The sequence below is a fragment of the Pseudomonas sp. Hz4 genome (assembly GCF_054898165.1).
Map to the genome: position 1 here is coordinate 3,616,293 of NZ_CM142719.1, position 26,830 is coordinate 3,643,122.

Here is a 26,830-nt window from a genome sequence, read left to right on the forward strand (position 1 = left end):
GGCTCACCGTTTTGGAAAGTCTCGCCAGGCTTGCCAGTCAATGCCGGCAATTCCTCGTGGTTGCAGCTGTTCGCGCCAGGCACGGGTCTGGTGCTGCAACTGCTCAGTCGACGCGCCGGCCCAGGATTCCGTGGCATCCAATTGCGGCTCGGTGCTTTGCGCCAGGCGAAACTGCAGATCAGGCCAGCGATGAGCGATCTGCTCTGCCATTCGTGCGCTGTTTTGCGGGTTGCGGGTGTAGATCATCAGGCTGACCTGACGCACACCCGCGTCGGGCAGCGCGCACGGCAGACAGGTTTTTCCGGGTTTTGCCTCGGCGAACCAGCGATGATGGCTGGAAATCTCTACCGGCCAGGGGCTCGCTGCGGAGGCCGCGCGCAAGGTGTCGAGCAAGTCCTTCAAACGCTGATCCGGGACCGGTACGCCCAGCTGCTCGACTTCCAGGTCCAGGTGCAGGCTGGCGAATGAAAGCCCCTTCAGCTTCGCCAATAAATCGGTGAGCTGATGGCGTCCCTGCGGCTCGATCCAGGCCGAATCGCCGAGCAACAGGCTGACTTGCACCCCCTCGCCTGCCGCGTCCTGCAGCAATTGCTTCAGCCGTTGGCGCGTCGTGACAAGGTCTTTCAACTGGGCGGCCTTGAGGCCAAGGTAGATCTTGTCCATCCCGGCTTTACGCAGTTGCTCAAGCTCCGCTTGACGCTGATCGGGATCGAGCAATGCTTCGCTGTCCCAGACATAACTGGCCTGGGACCATTGGCTCGACTGCGAACCCGCCGCCTGAAGCGGCAGTGGTTGTGCGGCCATTATTGTCGTTGGCAACGACAGCGTCAGGAGCAGAAGTATCGATCGCATATCAAAACCTCGTGGCTCGTTTAAGCACCCACCATGGCGCCATCGAGGTTTCTTCATGGCCCCGACGAAACATCTCGTTGAGCATGGCCACTGCGCTCCAGCACCGCAGAAATAGCATGAACAGCGGAAAGAAAGGCACCAACAACCCCAGGATCATGTCCTTTCGAGGTCGGTCGGACACCATCAACAACATGGCGCCGAACAACAGTGTGGTGATCATCAGGTACAGCGCGTAGATCAGTACAAACAGAAACAACAGCGTCTTGCCCGGCAGAATAAATAACGCCAGCAAGGTGTAGCTGAAGATGATGAACGGCAGCACCAGCTGAAAAAAGAAGCCGCTGAGCAGGATCATCAGAAAGGTCGGCCAGCCCAATAAGTTAGGGTCGATGTTATGGTTGTGCTTTCTGACGTACAGAAAAAACAGGTCGCCATCCCAGCGCAATCGCTGCATCAGAAACTGACTAAGCGTCGACGGTGCATCGGTGTGACCAATCGCTTCCGGCTCGAAGGGAATCCTCAAGTCATGTCGCTTGAAGTAACTTTTGATGCGCAATGTCAGGTCCAGATCCTCCGCAGTGTGCGTGTTCCAGCCACCGATTTTCACCAGAAAGCTGCGGCGAAATGCCCCGAAGGCCCCCGAGACGTTGTTGACCAGGTTCCATTCGGCCAGACCGATTTTCGACATGTGGATGGATAACAGGTATTCCAGCGCCTGCATCGCGGTGACCCAGGAACCCCAGACATTGCGCACACGCAGGCTACCGGCGACCGCAGGTACCGAAGGGTCCTCGAAATGGCGCACGATGGAGCTGACCATGTTGTTGTCGAAAGACGTGTCACCATCAAGCGCCATCACGATGTCACCGCTGGCAAGCGACAGACCTGCGTTCAATGACGACACCCGCCCGCCCCGCTGCCATTTGGCGATCGGGCGCAAATGACGCCTGGGGTACAACTGCGGATCCACCTTAAAACTGCGAACGGCGCTCAACGTCGGCTGATTCACCGTGGCCCCGTCCACCACCGGAATCATCTCGATGTGGCCGGGGTACGTCTGCTCGCACAGGCTTAACAGCGTGGTCTGAACATCCATCCCTTCGCTGTAGCAGGTAATGATGCAAGAGACCTTGGGGCGATAGACGCTGATCTTCGGTATACGAGTGCGTCGACGCGTAAACCAGCGCAATACACCCAGCAGCACCATGATCATGAGGGGCAATTCAAAGATCAGAAACAAGGGGAAAAGCATCAAAAACAACCGGCTCAATCCATCTGGCCCCATGAGCGCGCTGAGTGCGTTGAAGAGTTGCTCCATTAATGGGCTCATGGCGTCTCACACCAACTCACTGGCCAGACGGGCCAGTAGTAATTCGCCGTCTTCCTGCTCGAGAAGATCGTGGGGCGCCGTGATGCTGACGACACGCAGTGAAATGTCACTGACCTCCGGTGCTGAAAACAACTCGGCGACCCGGCTCAAGCGTTGTTTGACGCTTTCCAGGCCCTTGCCATCGGTGTGTGGAAGCATGATCCACAAGTACTCTTCCGTACTTCGAGAGCAGCGGTCGGTTTCCCTGACGGTTTCCTTCAAACGATCGGCCACACTGTCGATGAAGGCATGGCCGTGGTGTTCGCCCAGGCGAGACAACGTACTGGCCAGGTTGATGAAGCGCAGACCGATCAGTGAGAAGGCAGGCATCGGGTAGCGGCGCACGACTTGCATCTGCCAGGTCAGCAGATCATAAAAATCCTTGCCGCCTAACAGAGTGAGTTGACCGAAGTGCTGTACCGATTGATCGCCGAACTCCTGGCGGCAGCGGAAACGTCCGGCCTCGGCCAGGCGGAAATCTCTGACCTCGCGTACTCGCAACTTGTCAGGCGTGTGTGACAGGCCGCAGTCCAGGCAGCGCGCCTGCACTTCGGCATCGACAAAAAACGCCTGGCATGACCGACAGCGATAATTCTCCATAGGGCGGTCGTAATCACTGCCGATATGACGCAGCCGGTTCAAGCAGTTGGGGCACAACAACACCCCGTCTTTGAGAAAGGATTCCTGTGGCCCCACGTGCCCACAGGTAAAGCAGTGCAATGAAGGCTGCCGTGAAATGTCCAGGGCCTGACATTCGGCACACACATCAATGTAATTGAGCCGGCCCGAACCACAGTCCGAACAGAGGCGAACACGATCGACCAGAACCCCCGCTTCCAGCCAGTCCTGCTGCACCATCAAACTGAGCCAGACAAACGAATTGACTTGCTCGTTATCAGCCAGGGCGTCCAGCAACGGATAGCGATAATGCTGAGGCACCTCCGGGTCTCGCAGGGCATAGACGTGGGAGTGGTCGCGCAACCACAACCAGGAAAGCACCCGACTTTCAAAACGCTCGGGGGCGGAGCCCTGATTGAACAGCCGGTAGCGCTCTTGCCATACCCCCCAGAGGGTTCTTATTTCGCTGGATTCGCCAGGGCACTCACCGTCACCCAAGGCTTCACACCAGTCATTCTGATCACGGCAACAAAAAATGAGGGTGTAGCGATAAGGGGGAATCGATCGCAACTTTCGAAGCACCCGCCCGGAATAAGCCGCTGGCAGGTCCAGCAGCAAGACATCAAATGCGGGTGCAGCCAACAAGCTGCCCACATCGGCGAAGTGTTCAAGCTCCGGAAGATTCAAGCTTGGAACTCTATTACCGAGTATCGCAATCCGTGGAGTTGGAGTCGGCATGTCGCACGGCCTCTGCGGACAGATAAGCGCGGTTAAAAGGAGTTACAAACACTACCACCGCGTCAGAAAAGCGCCAACTTTATTGTGAAGTTATTTTTTTGATAGGTCGAATGCCACTATTTTGTCATTAACTTACTCGCCTCCCGTCGTTGAACACTGCGCTTCAATACGACCGGTATCCATGACTATCAAAAATAATAATTGTTAATATTTCAAATACTTACACACACTTAGCAATTAAAACATTACCACTACGCTCACTACTGTTTAATTGCCAGCATTGACAGCGCTGGACGTAGCCAAGACCGCTATCAAGTTAATAAGTTCAAGGGGTTTTTATATCAAATTCGCCAATTCATATAACAATAACAGCACAACGAAACTGAACAGTTACACGAGTGAAACATGCAGTGTTTCATTAATGAACATTTGCTAAAATCTTGCAACTTTTTAATCAGCACAAACATCCCGAAGGCAGCTACGTAACCAGCGATGCACCGGATCAGCGTCCAGGCGCGGGTGCCAGAGCATTGCGACGGTGAACGCCGGCAGAGACAGCGGCAGCGCAAAGCTGTGCATGCCGGCACGAAGGTTGGCGGTGTGCCGTTCGGGAACGCTGGCGATCAGGTCGGTGGCCCGGGCGAGTACCAGCGCAGTGGAGAAGCCTGCGACGATTGTTGCTATCTGCCGCTTCAGTTCCAGGGGCTCAAGGGCCTCATCAATAGGTCCCTTGTCGAGCCCGCGCCGAGAGACACTGATGTGACTGCCCGCCGCATAACGCGCGGGGGTTATCTCGCCTTGGCTGAGTGGATGCCCCCTTCGCACGACGCCAATGAAACGGTCACGGAACAAGCCCTGCGTGCGCAACTCCGGACCAGCAGCCATTCCCACCACACCCGTTTCCAGATCGACCGTCCCGTCGCGCAGTGACGTGCTGTCTTTGTCGGGTTTGTGCATGAAGCGCAGCCGCACGCCTGGGGCTTGCTCGGCGACGCGCGCAATCAGGTCCGCGCCAAAATTCTCGACGAAGCCTTCACTGGTGCGCAGCGTGAACGTGCGGCTCAGCTGTTTAAGGTCGGGTTGCTCGGCAGGCCGAAGTACCGCTTCGGCGTCCTGCACCAGTTGACTGACCCGCTCGCGCAATTCGAGCGCTCGCGGGGTGGGCACCAGACCACGTCCGGCCCTGACCAACAGCGGATCGCCGGTGGTTTCACGCAATCGCGCCAGCGCCCGGCTCATCGCCGACGGGCTCAGCCGCAAGCGTTTGGCGGCGCGCGCCACGCTGCCTTCGGCGAGCAGCACATCAAGAGTGACCAGCAAGTTGAGATCGGGAGTGGACATGCATTGCCCCGCGGCAGAGTGATATGGCGTTTGACGCACGAATAAAGTGCAAATGGTGCGTCTTCCGCCATGTTAGGCCGGGGCGTAGATTTCTGGTAGCTCCGCTTCGGGAGTGGCCAGAAATGAGGACAGAATGAAATCAATCAGTGCAGTCGCAGCTCAAGCGCAACAGACACCGTCCGTTCGGTGGGCGTTGGCCAGTCTTTCGCTGTCGATGCTCCTGTCCTCGCTGGGCACCAGTATCGCCAATGTCGGTTTGCCGACCTTGGCCCAGGTGTTCAACGCCTCCTTTCAGGAAGTGCAGTGGATCGTCCTCGCCTACCTTCTCGCCATCACCACCCTGATCGTCAGCGTCGGTCGGCTCGGTGACATAACGGGCCGTCGACGGCTGCTCTTGGCCGGCATCGGCGTGTTCACGCTGGCGTCGGCGTTGTGCGGCTTTGCGCCCTCGCTTTGGCTGCTGATTGGCGCCCGGGCGCTGCAGGGACTCGGTGCGGCAATCATGATGGCGCTGACCATGGCCTTTGTCAGCGAGACGGTAGCGAAGGCGAAAATCGGCAGCGCCATGGGCTTGCTCGGGACGATGTCGGCGATAGGCACCGCAATGGGGCCGTCGCTCGGTGGCCTGCTGATTGACGCGTTCGGCTGGCGGGCGATCTTCCTCATCACCGTACCGCTGGGCTTGCTGACGTGGGTGCTCGCTCATCGCTATTTGCCCGCCGATCACCAGAAACCCAAGACCGATCGTGCCGGCTTCGACCCGCTGGGCACACTGCTGCTGGCGCTGACACTCGCCGCTTATGCGATGGCCATGACCCTTGGACGAGGCAGTTTCGGCCTGATCAACATCGCTTTGCTGTTGGCGGCGGGCGTCGGCGTCGGCCTCTTTGTGTTCGCCGAGGCCCGCGTCACCTCACCGTTGATTCGATTGGCGCTGTTCCGTGATCCCGTGCTCAGTGGCAGCCTCACCATGAGCCTGCTCGTCGCGACAGTGATGATGGCGACGCTCGTGGTCGGTCCGTTCTATCTCGCGCATGGACTCGGCCTCGATGCCGTTCTGGTGGGGTTGGTCTTGTCAGTCGGGCCGTTTGTCGCGGCACTGACGGGTGTGCCCGCAGGCCGTATTGCCGACCGCTTTGGCGCCCGACGCATGACCCTCGCCGGGCTCGCGGCAATGGCCACCGGATGCTTCACGCTATCGGTGCTGCCGGAGACATTCGGCATCAGTGGCTACCTCTTGCCCATGGTCGTGATCACTCTCGGCTATGCCCTTTTTCAGACAGCCAACAACACGGCGGTCATGGCGGATGTTCAGCCAGACCAACGGGGCGTCATTTCCGGCATGCTCAACCTGTCGCGCAATCTGGGGCTGATCACCGGTGCATCCGCCTTGGGCGCGGTGTTCGCGCTCGCATCGGACGCTGTCGACATTGCAACAGCGCAACCCGAAGCGGTTGCCAGCGGTTTGCGAATCACCTTCGCCGTGGCGCTGGTGTTGGTCGCTGTCGCACTGGCCATCGCGCTGGGAAGCCGCGCGTTGGCAATGCGTCATAACCGCCGGTAACCCGACACGGCGTTTACTTTTCCAGCACGACCAGTGGCGTGTCTTTCTTCACAATATACGTCGCCAGCTCCGACGCTTTGTTCGCGCCGATATTCTTCGCGACGTGCGCAGTACCGGCGGGGATGTACAAGGAGTCGCCAGCCTTGAGCGTTATCGGTGGCCGCCCCTCGAGCTGATATTCAAACGTGCCCTCAATGACGTAGGCCGCTTCCACTCCCGGATGAGAATGCTTGGGGGATACCACACCCGGCTCGAAATCAACGCGAACCTGAATCACCTCACGCCCGGCGACGTCGAGATCCTGGCGCAGCAGATCGGTGCGGTGAAGACCCGCCTGCCAGCTTTTTACCGCAGGCGCCTCTTCAGCTTGAGCAAGGCCCGCGAAGGCGGTGAGTGCCGCGGCAATGGCAACGCCGAACATGCCAGCGGAGATACGGTGGTTGAAAGGGGACATGGCATTTCTCCAATAAGAGCGCGGAAAGTCGCGCGCAGGTTGCCGCGGATGCGGTGGCTCTATTCAGAGGCCGCCGTGTATCGCGCAAGTGTCGGGAATGCCGTGGATTTGTATGCGAAGTTAGCTGCAGCCGTGCGGGATACGTTCCGATACAAACGGATCCTGTGGATACGAAAAAGCCCGCACAAGGCGGGCTTTGAAATAGAGTAGGTGGCCGGTGCTGGTCTCCGGCTTACAAGGTTTATCGGGACTCCCACAGAACAGTTTTGTGCTGTCCTGCTTCACACGGCATAAGGGCTGGATCTCAGCGCGGAGATCTTTCTAACCGTGTACCCTTCGGAACGCGCCCCACGTTTCCTCGCCATCCGCTTGCGCATCAGTCTGCGTCTTCACCTACAACTTCAAGAGTAGTACAAAGTCCAAAGCGCAACGCGGGCTTTTTTAGAACGATTTTGAACTGTGGCAAGCGTGGCAGGATGGAAAAATGCTATCGCCTGTGGCGCACCATCGTCCCCCGCCTTTCAGCTCAGTGGATGGTGCCAGCCGTTACAGATCGGTGATTTCCTTATGGCGTGGCACCAGCGTCTTCATCACACTCCACGCCACCAGATAGGCCACCGCACAGATGGCAAACATGATCATGTAGCCGGTATGAATATCGCCAATCAGTTTGTAATGGTCGATCACCCAACCGCCGGTCTTGGTCATCACTACGCCGCCCAAGCCGCCTGCCAAACCACCAATACCGACCACCGAAGCGATGGTTTTCTGCGGGAACATGTCGGACACGGTAGTGAAGATGTTGCACGACCACGCCTGGTGCGCGGATGCGCCCACGCCGATCAGCAGCACCGGTACCCAGAAACTGAGGTAACCCAATGGCTGCGCCAGTAACACCAGCAGCGGGAAGAAGGCGATCACCAGCATGGCTTTCATACGGCCGTCATACGGCGCGTCGCCGCGTGCCATGAAATAGCTGGGGAACCAGCCGCCGCCGATGCTGCCCACCATAGTCATGCTGTACAACACGGCCAGCGGCAACACGATGGCCTGGCCCTTCATGCCGTATTGCGCTGACAGATAGGTCGGCAGCCAGAACAGGAAGAACCACCACACGCCGTCGGTCATGAATTTGCCAAAGGCAAAGGCCCAGGTCTGGCGGTAGGTCAGCAACTTGAACCACGATACTTTTTTGGCAGCGCCACCCGAGTCTGTGCTGGTGAGCGCCTGCGCGCCCTGATCACTGCGGATGTAGGCCAATTCCTGCGCCGACAGGCGTTTTTGCTCCTCCGGCTTTTCGTACAGCGCAATCCATACGCCCAGCCAAACGAAGCCCAACATACCGACCACGATGAAAGCCGCTTCCCAGCCCCACAGGCCGGCGATCAGCGGTACGCAGATCGGCGCCAGGATCGCGCCCACATTGGCACCGGAGTTGAAAATACCGGTGGCAAAGGAACGTTCCTTCTTCGGAAAATATTCGGCAGTGGCCTTGATTGCGATCGGGAAATTACCCGCTTCGCCTATCGCCAGCACGGCGCGCGACAGCATGAAGCCTGCGATCGAGACCGGGATGACGGCAATGCCGAGCGCGCTGGATAGGGCGCCGATCCCCTCACCCATCGGCACCGCAAAGGCGTGCATTATCGCGCCGGTCGACCAGATGCCGATTGCCAACACAAAGGCGGTCTTGGTGCCGATCCTGTCGACCACACGGCCGGCGAACAGCATGGAAATCGCGTACACAAACTGAAAAACAGACGCAATGTTGGCGTAATCGGTATTGCTCCAGCCAAACTGCGTCGATAGATCCGGCGCCAACAGACTGAGTACCTGCCGGTCCAGGTAATTGACCGTGGTGGCAAAAAACAGCAACGCACAGATAGTCCAGCGGTACTGGCCGACGGCCTGGCCGATGCGTTGCGGGTTGATGGGCTCATTCAGATTCATAGCATCACTTTATTGTTGAATTAGGCTCGAAAATGGGTAATCAGTGCTCAGCGGCCGAAGTTGGACGTATAGCAAGTGCTATCAGGCGTTTGAGGAAACAGCCGTATGTAACGCGCCAGACTGCGAGGATGGGCAGGCAGTCAAGGTCGAACCATAAGAAGGGGCATTCAGGGAGGCGTGCAGGCGGGTTGCATTCATGATGGGGCCGATACTCTTTTTTATTTTTAGGGTTTAGTCGTCGGCAATTGTCTGTCGTCGTACAACTGCGTCTTTTATATCGAGTTCACTCATAGGCTGTCAATCTGAAAAATAGCCGTTCGTCTCAACGATGAGCGCCTGTTAATGGCATTAAGCGTAGGGTATGAACAATGGGGTGATTGGGATTGTTGTACGACAACACTTTCCCAGCTCATGACGAGACATCGATTGCGGTCATCTCGTCAGGGTTTCGCAGGGCCGCTTACTCAGCCGATTGGGTGCGACAGGCCGCTCGTGTCGAGATGAGAGGCCTGATGGGTCTTCCAGCGAGGCGCCCTTGGCAAACGTCAGCTTCACGACCTGCTTGTACGGCGTTCCTTGATTCTCGCGCCGATTAGCTGCGAGGCCGAATCGCCGCCCTCTTCTTCTGTTGCACCGACCTGCTCTTTGTTCATGGTGGTTATCGCCTTGTTCATGTGGGTGTCTAGAGCCAGGGCTTACAGCGTTCTTTGGCTGTTACCGACGTCTTTCGCCGTTTCGATACCCCAATCCAAGGCGGCCTCCATGTCCAGCAGATGTGGTTTTGGATCGTGATCCTCAAAAATGGCCGTGCCGTCCGGCCGGTATACACCGATGAACATCCCCAGCGAGCCGTCCTTCAATATCTCGGCTTTGACCTCGATCTTGCATCCGTTCGACAGCGTTTCCTTGTGGTGAATATGGCGTTCAGTCATTGCTGCATTCCTCTCGTCGTTGAAGGCTGAGTAGCGCATTTACCTATGGGCCATGTTAGCTCAGTGCGGTCCACTAGAAGGCCTGCCAGGACAGCGGCGTAATGCCACCTATACTAGAAGCCACCGCCCCCACCGGGGTCTGCTCGCCCAACAATAAAAAGCAGAGGTGGAACATGGTCTGGCAGCAAATCTACGATCCGTTCGGCAACCCGATACTTTCAACCATCATGGCAGCAGTGCCGGTCGTGGTGATGCTGGCAGCCCTGGCGTTTTTCCATATCAAGGCGCATCTGGCCGCATTGCTGGCCCTGGCCTCGGCGCTGGTGATCGCGATCTTCGCTTTCGGCATGCCGGCGAACATGGCCGGCTCGGCCGCACTTTACGGCGCCGCCAACGGCTTGCTGCCGATTGGCTGGATTGTGCTCAACATCATTTTCCTGCATCGGCTGACGACGGAGAACGGCTCGTTCAAGGTGCTGCAGGATTCCCTGGCGCGCATCACCGACGACCGACGCCTGCAATTGCTGCTGATTGCCTTCTGCTTCGGTGCTTTCTTCGAAGGCGCCGCTGGTTTCGGCACGCCGGTGGCGGTGACCGGGGCGATTCTGATCGGGCTGGGCTTCTCGCCTCTGGCCGCGTCTGGCCTGGCGTTGATCGCCAATACTGCGCCTGTGGCATTCGGCGCGCTGGGTACGCCGATCATCACCCTGGCCAAGGTGACCGGGCTGGATGAAATGGAACTGTCGATGATGGTCGGCCGGCAATTGCCGTTCTTCTCGGTGATCGTGCCGTTCTGGTTGATCTGGGCCTTCGCCGGATGGCGCAAGATGCTGGAAATCTGGCCGGCGATTCTGGTAGCCGGGGTCAGTTTTGCCGTGCCGCAGTTCGTGGTGTCCAACTACCACGGGCCGATGCTGGTGGACGTGATCGCCGCGCTGATTTCCATGGCCTGCCTGACCGGTTTCCTCAAGGTCTGGAAACCGGCCACCGTGCATACCTCCGCCGCGCTGTCCGGGCGCGTCGACAACTCCAAAATAGCCGAAGAGCATGACGAAAAACCCGTCGCCAGCGCGACCTTTGCCAGCGATGCCAAACCTGCGGTGATGCGCGCGTGGATGCCGTGGATCATCCTCACGGTATTCGTTTTCGCCTGGGGCACCCAGGGTTTCAAAAACATGTTCGATACCCGCCCGGCGATGGATCCGGCGACGAACTCAGCGAAGCTCGACCCTCAAGGCAAACCGATGCGCGAAGCGAACCCGATCTTCGCCCCGGTGGTGACATTCACGACTATTCACCAGCAGATCGAGAAGGTACCGCCCGTGGTGCCCGCGCCTAAAACCGAGGAAGCGGTCTACAAGTTCACCTGGCTCACCAGTACCGGTAGCGGCATCCTGCTGGCGGCAATCCTCGGCGGGTTGCTGATGGGCTATTCCATCCCGCAACTGATTCACCAGTACCTGCGAACGATCTGGGTCGTGCGTTACTCGCTGATTACCATCGTCGCGATGCTCGCCCTGGGTTTCCTCACCCGCTATTCAGGCCTGGACGCCACCATGGGCCTGGCCTTCGCCGCGACGGGCATCTTCTACCCCATGTTCGGCACCCTGCTCGGCTGGCTCGGCGTAGCCTTGACCGGCTCGGATACGGCGTCAAACGTGCTGTTCGGCGGCTTGCAACGGGTGACCGCCGAGCAGCTGGGAATCAGCCCGGTGTTGATGGCCGCAGCCAACAGTTCTGGCGGGGTCATGGGCAAGATGGTCGACGCCCAGTCAATCGTGGTGGCGTCCACCGCCACGCGCTGGTATGGCCATGAAGGGGAAATCCTGCGTTACGTGTTCTTCCACTCGATCATCCTGGCCATTCTGGTCGGTGGCCTGGTGACGTTGCAGGCGTATGTGGAGCCGTTCAGCAGTATGGTTGTGGGCGGGCATTGATTGAAGCAAACCTGTCAGCCATGACTGGGGTCATCGTTTGGGCATGGCGGCAGGACTCTCACTGACTCATGACTTCTTTAAGTGATCAGCAAGCTTTACACCCCCCCAAGTCGCAGCGTTGCCCGAACCTTCGAACAGAAAACTGGTTCGACCAGCCAACAACACATAGACAGTAGAACGCCTCAGGCCAATGATGAAAGTCAGTGGTAAACGGACACAGACCTCCAATAAAAACAACTGAGGGCCGTCAACCGACTATGAACATTCTCTACGATGAACGCGTCGACGGCGTCCTGCCTGATGTCGACAGAGCTGCCTTACTGCAAGCCCTGCACACGCAGTGGCCAGATCTGGAAGTCCTGCACCAACAGGAAGAGCTCAAACCGTACGAATGCGACGGACTTTCTGCTTACCGCACCACACCCATGCTGGTGGTACTGCCGCGCCACATCGATGAGGTACAAGGCGTGCTTCGGCTCTGCCATGAGCGGCATGTCGCGGTGGTCGCCCGCGGTGCCGGCACCGGTTTGTCCGGGGGCGCATTACCGCTGGAAAAAGGCGTGCTGCTGGTGATGGCGCGCTTCAATACTATTCTGCACATCGACCCCGCCGCCCGCACGGCTCGGGTTCAGCCGGGGGTGCGCAACCTGGCGATTTCCCAGGCAGCAGCGCCGTTTGGCTTGTACTACGCGCCGGACCCTTCCTCGCAGATCGCCTGCTCTATTGGCGGCAACGTGGCGGAAAACGCCGGTGGCGTGCATTGCCTGAAGTACGGGCTGACCGTGCACAACCTGCTCAAGGTCGACATCCTGACCGTCGACGGCGAACACCTGAGCCTGGGTTCCCAGGCACTCGACTCTCCGGGCTTCGATCTGCTGGCGTTGTTCACGGGCTCCGAAGGCATGCTCGGTGTCATCACCGAGGTCACGGTCAAACTGCTGCCCAAACCCCAGACCGCCAAAGTGCTGTTGGCAGCGTTCGATTCCGTCGAGAAGGCTGGCCGTGCGGTGGGTGACATTATTGCCGCCGGCATCATCCCCGGTGGCCTGGAAATGATGGACAACCTGGCCATTCGCGCCGCCGAAGACTTCATCCACGCCGGCTATCCGGTCGACGCCGAAGCCATCCTGCTGTGCGAACTCGATGGCGTTGAAGCCGACGTTCATGATGACTGCGCCCGCGTGCGCCAAGTGCTGGAACAGGCCGGCGCCACCGAAGTGCGCCAGGCTCGCGATGAAGCCGAACGCGTACGCTTCTGGGCCGGACGCAAGAATGCCTTTCCGGCGGTGGGCCGCCTCTCACCGGATTATTACTGCATGGACGGGACAATTCCGCGCCGCGAGCTGCCCGGAGTGCTGCAGGCGATTGCTGCGTTGTCGGCCGAGTACGACCTGCGGGTGGCCAACGTTTTCCACGCCGGTGACGGCAACATGCACCCGCTGATTCTGTTCGATGCCAATCAACCGGGAGAACTCGATCGCGCCGAAGCCCTGGGCGGCAAGATCCTTGAATTGTGCGTGAAGGTCGGCGGCAGCATTACCGGTGAACACGGCGTAGGCCGGGAGAAAATCAATCAGATGTGTGCGCAGTTCAATAGCGATGAGCTGACCCTGTTCCATGCCGTCAAAGCCGCCTTCGATCCAAGTGGTTTGCTCAACCCTGGCAAAAACATTCCGACGCTGCACCGCTGCGCCGAGTTTGGCGCCATGCACGTTCATTTGGGTCAGATGCCCTTCTCTGAACTGGAGCGTTTCTGATGCGCAGTGAACACGATCTCGACGACAGCGGCGCGCTGCTCGAGCAGGTCAACCAGGCGCTGCAAAACGCCACGCCGTTGCGCATTCAAGGCGCCAACAGCAAGGCGTTTCTTGGGCGCATCGTGGCGGGTGAAGTCCTCGACACGCGCAGCCACCGAGGCATCGTCAGCTACGATCCGACCGAACTGGTGATCACCGCCCGCTGCGGCACGCCGTTGAAAGAGCTTGCTGAGGTGTTGGATGCAGCGCAGCAGATGCTGCCTTGCGAACCGCCCTCCTTCGGCGACGGCGCCACGGTCGGCGGCATGATCGCCAGCGGGTTGTCGGGACCACGGCGTCCCTGGTCGGGGTCCGTCAGGGACTTCGTCCTTGGGACACGCGTCATCACCGGTCATGGCAAGCATTTACGCTTCGGTGGCGAAGTCATGAAAAACGTTGCCGGCTACGACCTGTCGCGCTTGATGGCCGGCAGCTACGGCTCGCTTGGCGTGGTGACCGAAGTCTCGCTCAAGGTCCTGCCCAAGCCGCGTCAAGCCTTAAGCATCAGCCTGGAAATGGACAGTGATCGCGCCTTGCTTCGCCTCGCCGAATGGGGGCAACAACCGCTGCCGATCAGCGCCGCGTGCCACGATGGACAGCGCCTGCACCTGCGACTTGAGGGTGGCGAAGGCTCGGTGGCTGCGGCTCATGAGCGACTGGGCGGCGAGTTGCTGGACGCCTCGTACTGGGATGATCTCAACGAGCATCGATTGAGCTTCTTCGATGAGGACCAGGCACTTTGGCGCCTGTCCGTTCCTCACAACACGTCGCGACTTTCCCTGCCTGGCCGTCAGCTGATCGATTGGGGAGGTGCACAGCGCTGGCTCAAATCCGACGCAGAGCCAACGTTCATTCGCTCGATCGTGGAAGAGATCGGCGGGCATGTGACCTGCTACAGCCATGGCCTGATCGACAGCCCGTTCCAACCGTTGCCTGCCGCACTGATGCGCTACCACCGGAACTTGAAGCAACAACTCGATCCCCGGGGAATCTTCAACCCCGGACGCCTGTACGCGGAGCTTTGACCCATGCAGACCACTTTAAGCGAACACGCACGCCAACTGCCCCGCGCCGAAGAAGCCGAAAGCATTCTGCGCACGTGCGTGCACTGCGGTTTCTGCAATGCCACCTGCCCGACCTATCAATTGCTGGGCGATGAGCTGGATGGACCGCGGGGCCGCATTTACCTGATCAAGCAGGTTCTGGAGGGCAACGAAGTCACGCAAAAGACCCAACAGCACCTGGATCGCTGCCTGTCTTGCCGCAATTGCGAAACCACCTGCCCTTCCGGTGTCGACTATCACAACTTGCTGGACATCGGCCGGGCCGTGGTCGATGCGGCGGTGCCGCGCCCACTCGGCCAGCGGTTGTTGCGCGAGGGATTGCGCAGCGTCGTCCCCAATCCTGCGCTGTTCAAAGGGCTGGTCAGCAGCGGCCAGGTGTTCCGGGCGTTGTTGCCCAACACCTTGAACATAAAGTTACCCCGCCGCGTCTATCCGGCCAAGCCGCGCCCGGCCACTCGCCACGAACGGCAGGTGCTCATGCTCGAAGGCTGTGTGCAACCGAGTCTGTCGCCCAATACCAACGCGGCCGCCGCTCGAGTACTGGATCGACTGGGGATCAGCGTCACCGCGACCCATCAAGCCGGATGCTGTGGTGCCGTGGATTATCACCTCGACGCTCAGGCGGCCGGCCTTGATCGCGCCCGCCGCAATATCGATGCGTGGTGGCCGAGCATTGAAAAAGGTGCCGAGGCCATCGTGCAAACCGCCAGCGGGTGCGGCGCTTTCATCAAAGACTACGGTCACCTGCTCAGCACCGATCCGGCCTATGCCGAAAAGGCTAGAACGGTCAGTGCACTGGCCAAGGATCTGATTGAAGTGCTGCGCGACGAACCGCTGGAACAGCTCGGCATCCATGGCGACCAGCGCCTGGCGTTCCACTGCCCCTGCACGTTGCAGCACGCACAGAAACTGGGTGGCGCGGTTGAGGCGATTCTGACAAGTCTGGGCTTCAACCTCACGTCAGTTCCCGACAGTCACCTGTGCTGCGGCTCGGCGGGCACCTATTCGCTGACCCAACCCGAACTGTCCCGGCAACTGCGCGACAACAAGCTCAATGCGCTGGAAAGCGGGCATCCCGAAGTCATTGTCACGGCCAATATTGGCTGTCAGTCCCACCTCGATGGTGCGGGCCGAACCCCTGTCAGGCACTGGATCGAACTGGTCGAAGCCGCCTTGCCATCACCGAGCACTGGAGAACTGCCATGAAAAGCAAAGCTGTACTGAGCCAGACCGAAGTCAGCCAAATCCTCGCGGCTGCACGCACCGAAGCGCAGAACAACCAATGGGCGGTAACCATCGTGATTGTCGATGACGGCGGCCATCCCCTGGCCCTCGAACGCCTCGACGGTTGCGCTCCGATTGGCTCCTATATCGCCACCGAAAAGGCCCGCACCTCGGCCCTCGGTCGGCGCGAATCCAAAGGCTATGAAGAGATGGTCAATGGCGGCCGCCACGCCTTTTTGTCAGCACCATTACTGACCTCGCTTGAAGGTGGCGTGCCGATCATCGTCGATGGCCAGGTGGTCGGCGCGGTCGGGGTATCCGGTGTCAAAGCCGAGCAGGACGCACAAGTCGCCAAAGCCGGCGCGCAATGCCTGAACTGAGCCGAACTGATTTGAGCTGAGCGCTGAAATAGTCGGGCCGTGTGATAAACGGCCCGACGTTCGTTCTCGATCACTGCCCTTCAGCAAGTTCCGTCGTCGGTGTCCGCAGAGCGCGCCAGGCAATTAAAGTCGCCATGAGTGCCAAGCCAAATGTCACCCACGAAACCAAATTAATTCCACCCTCGAATGCACTTCCCGCCTGCGTCATCAGCGCACGTGCTTGATCTCCCGACAACTGCACCGCCACATGATTAGCACCGGATAGCGTCTCACTCGCCAGCATCGTCTGCACCTCGCTCAAAAAACCCGGAAGCTGCAATGCACCGCGATAGTAGGCAGTGACGAGACCACCGAGCACTGTCGTCCCCAAAACCACACCCACTTCATAGGCTGTTTCACTCATGGCCGACGCCGCACCCGCCTTATCCGGCGGTGCGGCGGACAAAATCACGTCGTTGGATACCGTCGCGATCGCGCCCACGCCAATGTTCAGCAAGGCAAAAGCCACCACCAGAACGAACAGGCTGCTGCCAATGCTGGCGACCATCAAAAACGCCGCCCCAACAAACGCCATCAGAATCGGCACCAGCACATGCACCTGTACTCGACGCGCAACAGGCACGACTGCCATTCCCACTACGATTGCCATGATCTGACCAGGTACTAACGCCAAGCTAGCCCTCAAGGGTGACATCTGAAGGACGATCTGTAAGAACTGAGTGGTGAAGAATACAAAGCCGACGAGGAACGCGAGGCTCATCAGATTGATCAGCACTGAGCCGCTGAAGGTGCCACTTCGGAACAGACTCAGATCCATCAGCGGCACAGGCAGACGTAACTGCCGACGCACAAACATCCACCCAGCAAACATGCCGATTACAAATGCTGTCAGTGCCAACCCGTCAACACCATTACTGGCGCTATGTTTAATGCCGTAAACGATAGCACTGAGGGCGACCATCGATTGCAGGATACTGAGCGGATCCAATGGCCCTGAACAGTCTTGCTCGGACTCGGGCAACAACACCGGTCCCAATACCAATAACGGCACCAATACGGGTATTGCCAACAGGAAAATCGCCTCCCAGCTGAAAAATTCCAGCAAAACCCCACCGACCAAAGGACCGAGTGCCGATCCTACCGTCAGCGTTGTTGCCCAGATCGCGACAGCGACTCTCCGTTCTTCTCGATCCACAAATACCGAACGTATCAATGCCAACGTTGAGGGCATCAGCATCGCACCGAAAATCCCCATGCAAGCTCGCCCGGCAATCAGTTGTGTAGCCGTATCGGAATAGGCGGTCAGCACCGAGACAATGACAAAACCCAAAGACCCAGCCAATAACAACTTACGATGACCGATTCGATCGCCCAGGCTGCCCATCGACACCAGCAATCCCGCCAATACCAGCGAATAGGCATCGATCATCCATAACTGCTGACTAGCGCTCGGATGCAGAGCCTCGGCAATCTTGGGTAACGCGAATCCAAGCACCGTATTGTCCACGGTCACCAGTAGTACTGGCAGCATCAGCACGCTAAGGGCTGACCATCGTTTTGATTTTGCTCTGTGTTGTGCTGCCTTACTTACTAATGCCATCAGCCAAGCTCCTTATCACCCTCAAAAAATTCACAGGAGATTTTGCAATGCGCTGTGAAACGAACCCAGCACACTTCCATGTCGAGGACTCGGTTAGTTCAGTAATGAAAAAACGTGCTGACAATCGACAGCCCCCGAGTTCAAACGACGACCCAAAGCATTTGAAACGCCCTGTAAGTCGCGTCTGAACTCGTCATAATCTTGACTAGAGACATTGTTCATCAAGCGTTCCATCCCTTCCGCCAGCGCGGCGCGCTGGTGGTTAGCCTGATCATTTTCTAGCTGTATATCCCAGTAGACTTCAGGCGGATTGACCAGAACCCGGGACAGCAACGCCATCATTGTCCGCATCGGAGGTGGCATCACCTCAAGAGCGCTTTCCAGATCAAGTGAAGACCTTGCCAACGCCAAGCCGAACCCGAGAATTGCGGCATGGGGCAACGCCTGACAGAGCGCCATGAGTTCATCGTGAGCCACGGGCGTCATTCGCTTTATCTTCATCCCCGCCTCCATCAAGTGTTGCTCGATGAAAGTCGAAGGCGAGTCGCCATCTTCAAGACAAATTGCGACGGTGCGTCCCTGAACGGAGAGCTTGGGTGAAAACATTGGGTTGACGCCGACGAAAGGCTGCTGGGACGAAGCATTTTTCAATGCTCTGTAAAATGGCTCCTGAACAGAACAAGTCGGTATGAATACAACCTCGTTCGAAACGGAGCCAACAACCCAAGGTATTGCCCGGATAGCCACGCTTTCGGGCAACGCAAAGACCACTGCCACCGCTCCTTGGAAGATGTGCCCGGTATTGCTGAACGGACTTGTGACATCGACTTCATAGAAGCCACATTCCTGTTCGGAAGGCCTGCGATCCACCACCCGGACATCGTATCCATATTGCATAAGAATGCGGCTGATCAATGAGCCAACCAAACCCGCTCCCCCCAACACGACAACCGTGTCGCTCATCATGATTCGCTCCCTACGACAAAACTGTAATAAGGCACGCTAGCCTTGACCAAAGTTTCTTCAAGCTCTTGCTGTGGATCGGAGTGCGCAACAATCGCGCCACCAATTCCAAATTTCGCCTCGTTACCCTGGAGCACTGCCGTTCGGATGACAATACTCAGCTCCGCTCCACCACTGAAAGATAACCAGCCTAATGCGCCTGAGTAGACACCACGGGCGGAAGCCTCCAATACGTCAATAATTTCCATCGTGCGTTTCTTCGGAGCTCCCGTCATTGAGCCACCGGGGAAACAGGCTCGAATAGCTTCGACCGTTGAAATATCCGAGCGAAGGTGCCCACGAATCGTTGAGACAAGTTGGTGAACCGAAGAAAAGCTTTCCACTGAGAAAATCTCAGGGACATGAACGCTCCCTGGACGGCACACTTGATTCAAATCATGGCGCACCAAATCGACAATCATTAGGTTCTCGGCCCTGTCCTTTGCCGAGTTACGTAGCTCATCGCGCAATATTTGGTCCTCGGCGAATTGTTTACTACGCGGTCTGGTTCCCTTGATCGGTCTGGACTCGATCAATCCGCTGTCATCGATTCTGAGAAAGGTTTCGGGCGAAGCGCTTAATACTGAAAATCCTGCAAACGAGAGGTAAGCACCGTAGGGTACGGGGCTAGCCTGGCGCATTCGCCAATAAGCACTCAAAGGCGCACCGCTGTACGCCATTTTTGCCCTATTGGTCAGGCAGATCTCGTACGACTCCCCATCGGTGATGTACTTGAGAGATTGATTGATCTTACTGATGTAATCATCTGGCCCGTCCTCAAGCGAGAGCTTCAGCTGATCTACGGCACCTGGAATAAACGAACTGCAATGACCAGCTGACTCATCATTACGATGGAGAAAATCAGGTAAGGACGGCCAAACCACAGCATCGCCAGTCGCAGTCATCACGCATTCATAGGCCTTGTCTTCATGATGATCAAAGACAAAGAAATGCGGCGCAAACATGAATGAAGCATCCGGATAAACCGAACGGTAAATTTTTCGTCCACCCGCCAGTGCTTTCAATTCGTAACCGAGGTAGCCAACAAAACCACCCTTGAAAACAAACGGCAAGTACTGAGGGGTTGCCACATGCACAGCTTCGAAGATTTGTGCAATCAGTGTAAAAAAGTCTCCTTTGATGTTTTTTTTGCCCTTGGGGCCTTCAAGTTTCATGCACTCATCGTTGACATCGTATTCAAGCCTTATCGCTCCTTGCGCCTCCCCACTACCCATGATCGAGTAGCGGGCATTAGGTCTTTCTGACTTCTCGCTGTCTAGCCAAAAAGAATAACGATCGTCTGCATAGAGCGTCGAGAATACTGCTAGTGGATCCGTGCATTCGGAAAACTCACGGTAGGCAAGCTGCATATTCAGCATCCCCCCTACTGCGACGTATGCATCTTTTGATGACGTACATTCCGTGTCGGACTCTAAGTGAGCTCTAGCACTTACGTTATGTTCCAGCGCCATGCGTACGAAGTTGCTCAATAGCGCATGGCCATATTCTGACTCGATGGATTCGGGGTGGAACTGGACACCCCAAACTGGTCTGGCGATGTGTTCGATTGCCATGACCACACCTTCAGACGTCCAGGCCGTACATTGGAGCTCTGCTGGTAGGCTTGTACACATTAACGAATGGTATCTGACCACTTCGAACTGCTCCGGTAAGTCTCGAAAGAGCCCTTTACCTGAATGAGTAATCCGACTGCGGTAGCCATGCACAGGGTTGGGAGCGTACCCCACCGTCCCCCCAAGAAATTGAGCGATTCCTTGGTGGCCTAGACAAATACCAAGCAACGGGACAGGAGAACGGAGGATGACGTCACCGCACACACCGAAATCCCCCTCCTGACTGGGGTGTCCTGGACCGGGCGACAGCACTACAGCGTCATATTTTTCGATGCCCAATTCATTGTACGGAAGTGTATTTTTGACTACATCCGCGCAAATGCCTGTCACCTCATACAAATACTGAGCGATGTTCTGGGTGAAGGAATCAAAGTTATCAATCAGCAATATTTTCATGAGGGTCGCCCCGGGGCCAGACACTGATTGATCAGGACGTCTTCCTGAGTACACGTCTCTTCTATAATCAGTCTGAATATCGACTCGGCATATTCCGGCCTCAATCCTACCGCCTCCGACCTAATCTTAATCATATCGAGCACGTAGGAAATTCGTCCGGGTTGCATCATCGCAATACCATAGATGGCTTTGAGCTGGGCAATGTCCATGCACACTTTCATTCGCTCAGAAAGCAGGTCGACAACTTGCAAATTTATCGAGTCAAGCCGCTCCCGCTGCGGCTGCAAAATGTTAGACGTGCCTGTCTGTGATAACTGTCCCTGTCGTTTCATCTTTTGCACCTCCGTTAGCCAATTTCTGGAAGAGAGTCGCCAGTCAGGCGTGATCCCGCTCATTGATAGCAGGCGTCCATAACCCCTTGCTCGTCATAGCCCCTAGAGCAGCCCCCAATAACCTGATGTCTTTGCCACTGTGGTCTGCTGAAATTGCAAAACGCAGCATCGCTTTGCCTTTGGCAATGATTGGGTAAAACACCGGAAAGAGCAGAATGCCTTGGTCACGCAGGATTCTCGCAGCCTGCAAGCCGGCCTCCTCTGTTTCAAAGAAGGCTCCTCTGACAGGTGACTGGATACCTGCGTTGAGCAACTGGTTGTCGGTGAGGGAATCTAAAAGGGCGACATTTTCCCAAAGTCGCCGTTGCAAAATATCGATCTCTTCACTGAGATGGATTTTCGCCGAGGCAACGTTCGCCGCCAACATGGGCACCATAATGGAATGACCAAATATCAGCGGATTCGCCAGGGTTCGGATAACTTCAACATCCCGTGGATCTGAAACCACGACAAAACCACCCGCGCCACCAAAGGCTTTGGAGAGAGACCCTGCCAGAATAATATTTGCAGGTAATGAGTGATCAACTGTTGAAAAGGCATATCCCGCACCATGTCGTCCGACGATCGAAATACCATGAGCATCGTCTACGTATAAGTATCCCTGTGCCGACTCTAGCTGCCGAGAGAGCTCAGCGATGGGTACAAGACCACTCATTCCATCGATCAAGAGCACTGGAGTTTCACCTTTGTCGGTGCAGTCTTTCAGCGCTGTGGTCATTGATTCTTGACTGGTGGACTCAACTCTAGAAACAGGTCCGAACTGGTCCAAAATCCCCCTAAGTACCTGCATCGAAGCATGGGCGGTTTTGTCCATCAGCCAATGGATTCGTCTTTTGACCGGATACCCACCCAACGAACCACTCCCCAGCAACGGTAAAACACCTAAATGGACACTGCTGGTAGAGGTAAACACCGCAACGCCGCTACCTCTGTAAATCTGAGCAAGCAACTCTTCCAGTTGAGGCAGGTAACTTGGGCGCATTGCACTTCGAGAAGACGACAGGTGCAATCCGGAAGTTTCCATAGCCTGGTGTGCGGCATCGATCAATGCCGAGTGGGTTTCCAAGCCCAAGTACGAACAGGAAACAAACTCTATGAATGTGCCTCCGTCCTGCAAGGTAATGTGCTTACCCGCACGACTCGCAACGGTAAAACCTGTCAGCCCTTCCTCGTAAGCCTTCGCCAGTGCACCAGTGGTGTTGCCGCGACGAATGCTCATCCAGTCTTGTCTAGTTTGCACATCCATAGCTAAACTCCTTTCTAAAAATCACTGAGATTTGCATCCGATGGTCATTACTGAGCTGCCCGAGGCGTCGGACGCTTCCTTATCGATTACAGTTTGTGTATTTGTCAGCTGACTCTGCTTGAACAGTTCGCGCACCGCTTTGGCCTGCTCCTCGCCATGCTCAATGACTAGCCAACCTTCACGACTTAGTAACTGGTTCGCGAGCGAGATGATGTGCCGTATCAGTTCAAGACCATCGGTCCCGGAATAGACCGACACCCGTGGATGGTGATCGCTCCACTCAGGCAACAACTCTTGGAACTGTGGGACGTACGGAGGATTAGCGACAATCAAACCAACCTGATCTGTGAATCGCGTAAATGCCTGTTTGTCGCGAATGTCAGCCTGCAAGTGATTGACCTGTCCCCCCTTGCAGGCCAGTCGGTCGATATTGCGCTTGAGGTACTGCACCGCTATCTCATCAAACTCCACGCATGTCACTTTCAGATCCGGTCTACGTCGTGCGATCGCCAAGCCAATCGCGCCGCTTCCTGCACACAAATCGAGGACACTAGCACCCGGTCGCAGCGCAGCACTGGTCTCCAGCCACTTGTGAATGATTTTGCTGTGAGGGCGGGGGATAAACACGCCGCTACCGACCACCAGCGGCATTTCGTCAAACTCCACCATGCCAACAATATGACCGAGAGGAATTCGGTTACAGCGCTCTTTAACCGCTAACATAAATTCATTGAGCGCACGACTTTTATCCACCCGTTCGATATAGCGATCTATAAGACAACTCAAATCTTCTTCCAAGTCCCAGACACCAGACGCTTGCAACATGGCCCGCGCTTGACTAATAGCAAGGTACTCACGATCCGTAAGACTCATGACCACTCCTTGTAATACTGCGCAAGTCTTTTCAAAATTGACTCATACAGATAGGAGAATGCGACCAACTCCGGCGGAGGCGTAAATGACGAGTGCAAATCATTTATAAGTTGTTCGTAATTGCGCGATAGTCCTTCATCCAGCAAAGGAAACCAGTAAGGTTTTATATCCCAACGATACTCATATCCTGTGGCAAACATCTGCTGTACCGTTTCCCTGACCGTATTTTCGCGGGCAAACCCGGATAACGGAGCACGTACAGGTTTGAAAGGGCTGAGATCTAGATCGGGAGTATCTATATCGGCAAGGCAATTAGCTATATACCGCGCCAACAATGGTGACTGGTGCAGGCCGTCTCGGTAGGTGCCTGTTGCAAGCCAAAGACCTTCGATGCCGCACTCGCCAATCAATGGAAAACCATCTGCCGGAATTGGTCTGTTGCCAACCTGTATGGAAATGATTTCAGCGCTATGAAGGTCCAGGTTTAGTTGATCAACAGCACAGTCAAGCAAAAACTGAACATCCGATATGAGAGCCTGTTGTTTAGGCCGCTCCGAAATTATATTAGTAGCTCCCAGATACAAGACTCCGTCCCCACGAGGGACACAGTGCAAGCCGCACGCAAAAGCACGATTTGGCGTCCGTATGACAGAACTCGGCAACTCAACCCCTTCTGGCATTTTCACGAGAATTGAAACGCCATATCCACTGAACAACGGTGGAATTTTCTTTACGAGCTCCTCGATATCACTAAGCAGGTCTAAAGATTGAACGCCTGCCGCAATCACAACTTTTTTTGCCCAAAGAACCTCTCCACTGCATAACTCAATGCCGGTGACTACCTCACCCTCAACCAACACGCGTTGGGCGTTCTCATTTTTCAGAGTGCCACCCTCTGAGACAAATGCAGCATCCAGTTTCTCCAGCAAAAGATGAGAATTCACGGAATGCTCGTTTGGTATGTACAACCCACGCAGAGGGCGAACCAGATGGTTGGGCTTCAGCCACTCCATTTTGCGCGGATCAACTATTTCAAATGGCTCACCATACTCACGAAGGGTTCTCTCGATGGTGTCGAAGTTAACGCTGTCCACCTCATCCATGCCGGCGGTGTTGAGCAGCACATGGGTCCCAATCGCGGTAAACAACGAACTAGAATCACCTGAAGAAATTGCCAAGCGCTCCGCCCAACTTGACCACAGGTGTTGAGCTTGTCGATCCATGTCTAATTTCAATCGACCAAAATCACTTGCCAGCAGGCCGCTTGTTACCTCCCCGAAACATCCATTCATCGCTCCGGCAGCCCTTGACGCAGCATTTGTACGATCAGTCTCACCGACTCGACAGACATTTAAACCTCGCGTGGACAACTCATACGCGATTGATCCACCAACTGCTCCTGCTCCTACAACAACGACGTCGAACTCCATGTTTTGACCTCAGACGATTACCCGCAATGTAAGAAAAATAAATTTTTCTCGTTGGAAACAGGAACATTTCTATAATTTCGTTACATTACGATTCAACCGACTATTTGTTTCATATTGTATCTTCGAAATAATTCTACACATATTGCAGCGGAGCTAAAAATCTGGACCTCTGCGCTTAAACCAAAGACTGTCCAGTTAATTTTTAAAAAACAGCAGCCTATGAAAACTTAGTTGAATTTACATAATTAGTAAAAACAAAAACTCAAAAAAAATCGACCATCACAGATTGCGTGAAAACTTAACTACCCCCCTGACGATTCGAGCTTGGCCGTAGGTGAACTGGTGGCGATTGATAGCGGTAAGTTCCAGGCAGCCGCGTCCTACCCCCAAAAGCAAGCGCCCCAAACAATCTCGGCGTTGCTTGAGTCACCTCTCCTCGTTTTCACCCAGTCTTCGAGGCCTCTTTTTTTGAACGGCTACGCTCGATAGGTATCGCTCACGCTGTCCAGCCGACAGCGCAATCGACCCGCCCAAGAGGAAGCGCACAGATGACCCGTCTCACTGCGAAAGATTTTGCCCCGGAATTGCTCGAACTGTACGACTACTACGCCCACGGCAAGATCAACCGGCGTGAATTTCTGGATCGAGCGGCGCTATTCACCTTGGGCGGTTTGACCGCCAGCGCGCTCCTCGCGGCCCTGAGTCCGAATTATGCTCTCGCCGAGCAGATTGAATTTACCGACCCGGACATTGTTGCCGAATACATCACCTATCCATCGCCCAAGGGCAACGGGCAGGTCCGTGGTTATCTGGTGCGCCCGGCGAAAGCCACCGGCAAGGTGCCGGCCGTGGTGGTCGTGCATGAAAACCGCGGGCTCAACCCTTACATCGAAGATGTCGCGCGGCGTGTGGCCAAGGCAGGCTTCATCGCCCTCGCCCCCGATGGCCTGACGTCGGTGGGCGGCTATCCTGGCAACGATGACAAAGGCCGGGAGTTGCAGGCGACCGTCGACCCTGAAAAGCTCATGAACGATTTTTTCGCCGCCATCGAGTGGTTAATGAAGCACGACGCAACCAGCGGAAAAGTCGGGATCACCGGGTTCTGCTACGGCGGTGGCGTCGTCAATGCTGCGGCCGTGGCCTATCCGGAACTGGGGGTTGGCGTGTCCTTTTATGGCCGACAGCCAGAAGCCAAAGATGTGGCCAGAATCAAGGCGCCGGTGATGCTTCACTACGGCGAACTGGATACGCGCATCAACGAAGGCTGGCCCGCCTATGAGAAGGCATTGAAAGACGCGGGTAAAACGTATGAAGCCTACATCTACCCCGGCGCCAACCATGGTTTCCATAACGACTCCACGCCTCGATACGATGACGCCGCGGCCAAGCTGGCCTGGGACCGGACGCTGGGGTGGTTTCGGCGGTATCTGGCTTAACGGTGACGCTGAAGTCTGCTTTGACACTGTTGCCAGATTCCGCATGAATGGAGGTTTTCGAAAAGCTGACGCGTCAGGTGCTTAAACGCGGCTCAATAGGCCCTCGTTCAGGTCTCAATCACATCGTCCGCCCAGCTGATGGCCGCCACGACGGTCGGGAAACCGATGGTGCTCGTCAGTGAGATCAGCGTGTGACGGATCTGCTCTGGCGTAGCGCCGGCCTCCAGTGCTCGTCGGGTATGACTGTGCACCGCGCCCTCAGAGCGAATGGCCGCAGCAGCACCGAGCTGGATCAGCTGGATAACGATCTCCTCCAGTGGGCCGGTATGACGCACCGCCTTACCCAGGGCCTCCACTGCAGCCAAGTAATCCGGGTACTGCTGTTCGAGACGTTGGTAGGTGTTGTGCTCTCTCTTCTTTGCCATCTTTTGTGTCCTCGCGTGGGAGGTGCGAACAGAATCATCAGGCTTCGATTTTCGAAACTTGCACTCTGCGGCAGTAGGCTACGCTTACATCAGCTTATTGCCCACGATGCTCGCGTCTGCCGGTTTTGGTTTGTTCTGGAGAGCGTCTGCAACAGCTATTTCAGACAGGCCCAAACA

22 protein-coding genes are annotated in these 26,830 nt (G+C 56.4%); 7 read left to right on the forward strand and 15 right to left on the reverse strand.

Features of this window, described 5'->3' with window-relative positions; translation table 11 throughout:
- Positions 1–3: 3 nt before the first annotated feature.
- The 4 genes from ACYZTR_RS16505 to ACYZTR_RS16520 all read right to left on the reverse strand — a co-directional run bounded on the left by ACYZTR_RS16505 (position 4) and on the right by ACYZTR_RS16520 (position 4,918).
- Positions 4–852 carry a hypothetical protein gene (locus ACYZTR_RS16505; protein ID WP_461972541.1) on the reverse strand — a complete coding sequence of 283 codons (849 nt, stop codon included), beginning with the start codon at positions 850–852 and terminating at the stop codon, positions 4–6.
- Position 853: 1 nt separating this feature from the next.
- Positions 854–2,182 (reverse strand): glycosyltransferase family 2 protein, encoded by a 1,329-nt coding sequence (locus ACYZTR_RS16510; protein ID WP_461972543.1) that lies wholly within the window; start codon positions 2,180–2,182, stop codon positions 854–856.
- A gap of 6 nt (positions 2,183–2,188) precedes the next feature.
- On the reverse strand, positions 2,189–3,526 hold the full coding sequence (locus ACYZTR_RS16515; RefSeq protein WP_461972545.1) for a TackOD1 domain-containing metal-binding protein: 1,338 nt from the start codon (positions 3,524–3,526) through the stop codon (positions 2,189–2,191).
- Between the two features lie 501 nt (positions 3,527–4,027).
- Positions 4,028–4,918 carry a LysR family transcriptional regulator gene (locus tag ACYZTR_RS16520; protein WP_461972547.1) on the reverse strand — a complete coding sequence of 297 codons (891 nt, stop codon included), beginning with the start codon at positions 4,916–4,918 and terminating at the stop codon, positions 4,028–4,030.
- Positions 4,919–5,051: 133 nt separating this feature from the next.
- Here ACYZTR_RS16520 and ACYZTR_RS16525 point away from each other — a divergent pair, with 133 nt between their 5' ends.
- The gene (locus tag ACYZTR_RS16525) at positions 5,052–6,482 is read left to right on the forward strand and encodes an MFS transporter (protein ID WP_461972549.1); all 1,431 of its coding nucleotides are present in this window, start codon (positions 5,052–5,054) and stop codon (positions 6,480–6,482) included.
- Positions 6,483–6,495: 13 nt separating this feature from the next.
- On the opposite strand, the gene ACYZTR_RS16530 is transcribed toward ACYZTR_RS16525, so the two are convergent.
- The 3 genes from ACYZTR_RS16530 to ACYZTR_RS16540 form a co-directional block, all read right to left on the reverse strand.
- Positions 6,496–6,936, reverse strand: coding sequence for a cupin domain-containing protein (locus ACYZTR_RS16530; RefSeq protein WP_461972551.1), 441 nt, complete (start codon positions 6,934–6,936; stop codon positions 6,496–6,498).
- Between the two features lie 546 nt (positions 6,937–7,482).
- Complete coding sequence (locus ACYZTR_RS16535; RefSeq protein WP_461972553.1) at positions 7,483–8,886, reverse strand: MFS transporter; 1,404 nt, start codon at positions 8,884–8,886, stop codon at positions 7,483–7,485.
- Between the two features lie 695 nt (positions 8,887–9,581).
- Positions 9,582–9,818, reverse strand: coding sequence for a hypothetical protein (locus tag ACYZTR_RS16540; RefSeq protein ID WP_461972555.1), 237 nt, complete (start codon positions 9,816–9,818; stop codon positions 9,582–9,584).
- 173 nt (positions 9,819–9,991) lie between these two features.
- Between ACYZTR_RS16540 and ACYZTR_RS16545 the strand changes: the two genes are divergently transcribed.
- From ACYZTR_RS16545 to ACYZTR_RS16565, 5 genes are all read left to right on the forward strand, one after another.
- On the forward strand, positions 9,992–11,755 hold the full coding sequence (locus ACYZTR_RS16545) for an L-lactate permease (RefSeq protein WP_461979760.1): 1,764 nt from the start codon (positions 9,992–9,994) through the stop codon (positions 11,753–11,755).
- Between the two features lie 257 nt (positions 11,756–12,012).
- Positions 12,013–13,512, forward strand: coding sequence for a glycolate oxidase subunit GlcD (gene glcD / locus ACYZTR_RS16550; protein WP_461972557.1), 1,500 nt, complete (start codon positions 12,013–12,015; stop codon positions 13,510–13,512).
- Positions 13,512–14,576 (forward strand): glycolate oxidase subunit GlcE, encoded by a 1,065-nt coding sequence (glcE, locus tag ACYZTR_RS16555; RefSeq protein ID WP_461972559.1) that lies wholly within the window; start codon positions 13,512–13,514, stop codon positions 14,574–14,576. Before glcD ends, glcE begins: the two co-directional genes overlap by 1 nt.
- A gap of 3 nt (positions 14,577–14,579) precedes the next feature.
- Entirely contained in the window at positions 14,580–15,821 is a 1,242-nt protein-coding gene (glcF, locus tag ACYZTR_RS16560; RefSeq protein WP_461972561.1) for a glycolate oxidase subunit GlcF, read from the forward strand.
- On the forward strand, positions 15,818–16,219 hold the full coding sequence (locus tag ACYZTR_RS16565) for a heme-binding protein (RefSeq protein ID WP_461972563.1): 402 nt from the start codon (positions 15,818–15,820) through the stop codon (positions 16,217–16,219). Before glcF ends, ACYZTR_RS16565 begins: the two co-directional genes overlap by 4 nt.
- A 70-nt stretch (positions 16,220–16,289) precedes the next feature.
- Here ACYZTR_RS16565 and ACYZTR_RS16570 read toward each other — a convergent pair whose 3' ends face one another.
- The 7 genes from ACYZTR_RS16570 to ACYZTR_RS16600 all read right to left on the reverse strand — a co-directional run bounded on the left by ACYZTR_RS16570 (position 16,290) and on the right by ACYZTR_RS16600 (position 24,792).
- A complete protein-coding gene (locus ACYZTR_RS16570; RefSeq protein ID WP_461972565.1) occupies positions 16,290–17,819 on the reverse strand; it encodes an MFS transporter in 1,530 nt (509 codons plus the stop codon).
- A gap of 93 nt (positions 17,820–17,912) precedes the next feature.
- Positions 17,913–18,785 (reverse strand): prephenate dehydrogenase dimerization domain-containing protein, encoded by an 873-nt coding sequence (locus tag ACYZTR_RS16575; RefSeq protein WP_461972567.1) that lies wholly within the window; start codon positions 18,783–18,785, stop codon positions 17,913–17,915.
- Positions 18,782–20,851 carry an aminodeoxychorismate synthase component I gene (pabB, locus tag ACYZTR_RS16580; RefSeq protein WP_461972569.1) on the reverse strand — a complete coding sequence of 690 codons (2,070 nt, stop codon included), beginning with the start codon at positions 20,849–20,851 and terminating at the stop codon, positions 18,782–18,784. The genes ACYZTR_RS16575 and pabB overlap by 4 nt, the downstream gene beginning before the upstream one ends.
- Positions 20,848–21,246 carry a chorismate mutase gene (locus tag ACYZTR_RS16585; RefSeq protein ID WP_461972571.1) on the reverse strand — a complete coding sequence of 133 codons (399 nt, stop codon included), beginning with the start codon at positions 21,244–21,246 and terminating at the stop codon, positions 20,848–20,850. The genes pabB and ACYZTR_RS16585 overlap by 4 nt, the downstream gene beginning before the upstream one ends.
- Positions 21,227–22,489 (reverse strand): aminotransferase class I/II-fold pyridoxal phosphate-dependent enzyme, encoded by a 1,263-nt coding sequence (locus ACYZTR_RS16590; RefSeq protein WP_461972573.1) that lies wholly within the window; start codon positions 22,487–22,489, stop codon positions 21,227–21,229. The genes ACYZTR_RS16585 and ACYZTR_RS16590 overlap by 20 nt, the downstream gene beginning before the upstream one ends.
- A 21-nt stretch (positions 22,490–22,510) precedes the next feature.
- Positions 22,511–23,362 carry a HemK/PrmC family methyltransferase gene (locus ACYZTR_RS16595; protein ID WP_461972575.1) on the reverse strand — a complete coding sequence of 284 codons (852 nt, stop codon included), beginning with the start codon at positions 23,360–23,362 and terminating at the stop codon, positions 22,511–22,513.
- Positions 23,359–24,792 (reverse strand): NAD(P)/FAD-dependent oxidoreductase, encoded by a 1,434-nt coding sequence (locus ACYZTR_RS16600; protein WP_461972577.1) that lies wholly within the window; start codon positions 24,790–24,792, stop codon positions 23,359–23,361. The genes ACYZTR_RS16595 and ACYZTR_RS16600 overlap by 4 nt, the downstream gene beginning before the upstream one ends.
- A 548-nt stretch (positions 24,793–25,340) precedes the next feature.
- Between ACYZTR_RS16600 and yghX the strand changes: the two genes are divergently transcribed.
- Positions 25,341–26,228: a YghX family hydrolase gene (gene yghX, locus ACYZTR_RS16605; protein ID WP_461972579.1), complete on the forward strand. Its 888-nt coding sequence runs from the start codon at positions 25,341–25,343 to the stop codon at positions 26,226–26,228.
- 107 nt (positions 26,229–26,335) lie between these two features.
- Here the strand turns inward: yghX and ACYZTR_RS16610 are convergent, their stop codons facing one another.
- Positions 26,336–26,653: a carboxymuconolactone decarboxylase family protein gene (locus ACYZTR_RS16610; protein WP_461972581.1), complete on the reverse strand. Its 318-nt coding sequence runs from the start codon at positions 26,651–26,653 to the stop codon at positions 26,336–26,338.
- Positions 26,654–26,830: the final 177 nt, after the last annotated feature.

Coding starts and splice junctions, on each gene's coding strand:
- ACYZTR_RS16510 (WP_461972543.1), bottom strand. CDS start 2,182: ATGAGCCCATTAATGGAGCAACTCTTCAACGCACTCAGCGCGCTCATG.
- ACYZTR_RS16530 (WP_461972551.1), bottom strand. CDS start 6,936: ATGTCCCCTTTCAACCACCGTATCTCCGCTGGCATGTTCGGCGTTGCC.
- ACYZTR_RS16520 (WP_461972547.1), bottom strand. CDS start 4,918: ATGTCCACTCCCGATCTCAACTTGCTGGTCACTCTTGATGTGCTGCTC.
- ACYZTR_RS16590 (WP_461972573.1), bottom strand. CDS start 22,489: ATGGATGTGCAAACTAGACAAGACTGGATGAGCATTCGTCGCGGCAAC.
- ACYZTR_RS16540 (WP_461972555.1), bottom strand. CDS start 9,818: ATGACTGAACGCCATATTCACCACAAGGAAACGCTGTCGAACGGATGC.
- ACYZTR_RS16545 (WP_461979760.1), top strand. CDS start 9,992: ATGGTCTGGCAGCAAATCTACGATCCGTTCGGCAACCCGATACTTTCA.
- ACYZTR_RS16595 (WP_461972575.1), bottom strand. CDS start 23,362: ATGAGTCTTACGGATCGTGAGTACCTTGCTATTAGTCAAGCGCGGGCC.
- glcE (WP_461972559.1), top strand. CDS start 13,512: ATGCGCAGTGAACACGATCTCGACGACAGCGGCGCGCTGCTCGAGCAG.
- ACYZTR_RS16600 (WP_461972577.1), bottom strand. CDS start 24,792: ATGGAGTTCGACGTCGTTGTTGTAGGAGCAGGAGCAGTTGGTGGATCA.
- ACYZTR_RS16610 (WP_461972581.1), bottom strand. CDS start 26,653: ATGGCAAAGAAGAGAGAGCACAACACCTACCAACGTCTCGAACAGCAG.
- ACYZTR_RS16505 (WP_461972541.1), bottom strand. CDS start 852: ATGCGATCGATACTTCTGCTCCTGACGCTGTCGTTGCCAACGACAATA.
- ACYZTR_RS16535 (WP_461972553.1), bottom strand. CDS start 8,886: ATGAATCTGAATGAGCCCATCAACCCGCAACGCATCGGCCAGGCCGTC.
- pabB (WP_461972569.1), bottom strand. CDS start 20,851: ATGAAAATATTGCTGATTGATAACTTTGATTCCTTCACCCAGAACATC.
- yghX (WP_461972579.1), top strand. CDS start 25,341: ATGACCCGTCTCACTGCGAAAGATTTTGCCCCGGAATTGCTCGAACTG.
- glcD (WP_461972557.1), top strand. CDS start 12,013: ATGAACATTCTCTACGATGAACGCGTCGACGGCGTCCTGCCTGATGTC.
- ACYZTR_RS16585 (WP_461972571.1), bottom strand. CDS start 21,246: ATGAGCGGGATCACGCCTGACTGGCGACTCTCTTCCAGAAATTGGCTA.
- glcF (WP_461972561.1), top strand. CDS start 14,580: ATGCAGACCACTTTAAGCGAACACGCACGCCAACTGCCCCGCGCCGAA.
- ACYZTR_RS16525 (WP_461972549.1), top strand. CDS start 5,052: ATGAAATCAATCAGTGCAGTCGCAGCTCAAGCGCAACAGACACCGTCC.
- ACYZTR_RS16575 (WP_461972567.1), bottom strand. CDS start 18,785: ATGATGAGCGACACGGTTGTCGTGTTGGGGGGAGCGGGTTTGGTTGGC.
- ACYZTR_RS16570 (WP_461972565.1), bottom strand. CDS start 17,819: ATGGCATTAGTAAGTAAGGCAGCACAACACAGAGCAAAATCAAAACGA.
- ACYZTR_RS16565 (WP_461972563.1), top strand. CDS start 15,818: ATGAAAAGCAAAGCTGTACTGAGCCAGACCGAAGTCAGCCAAATCCTC.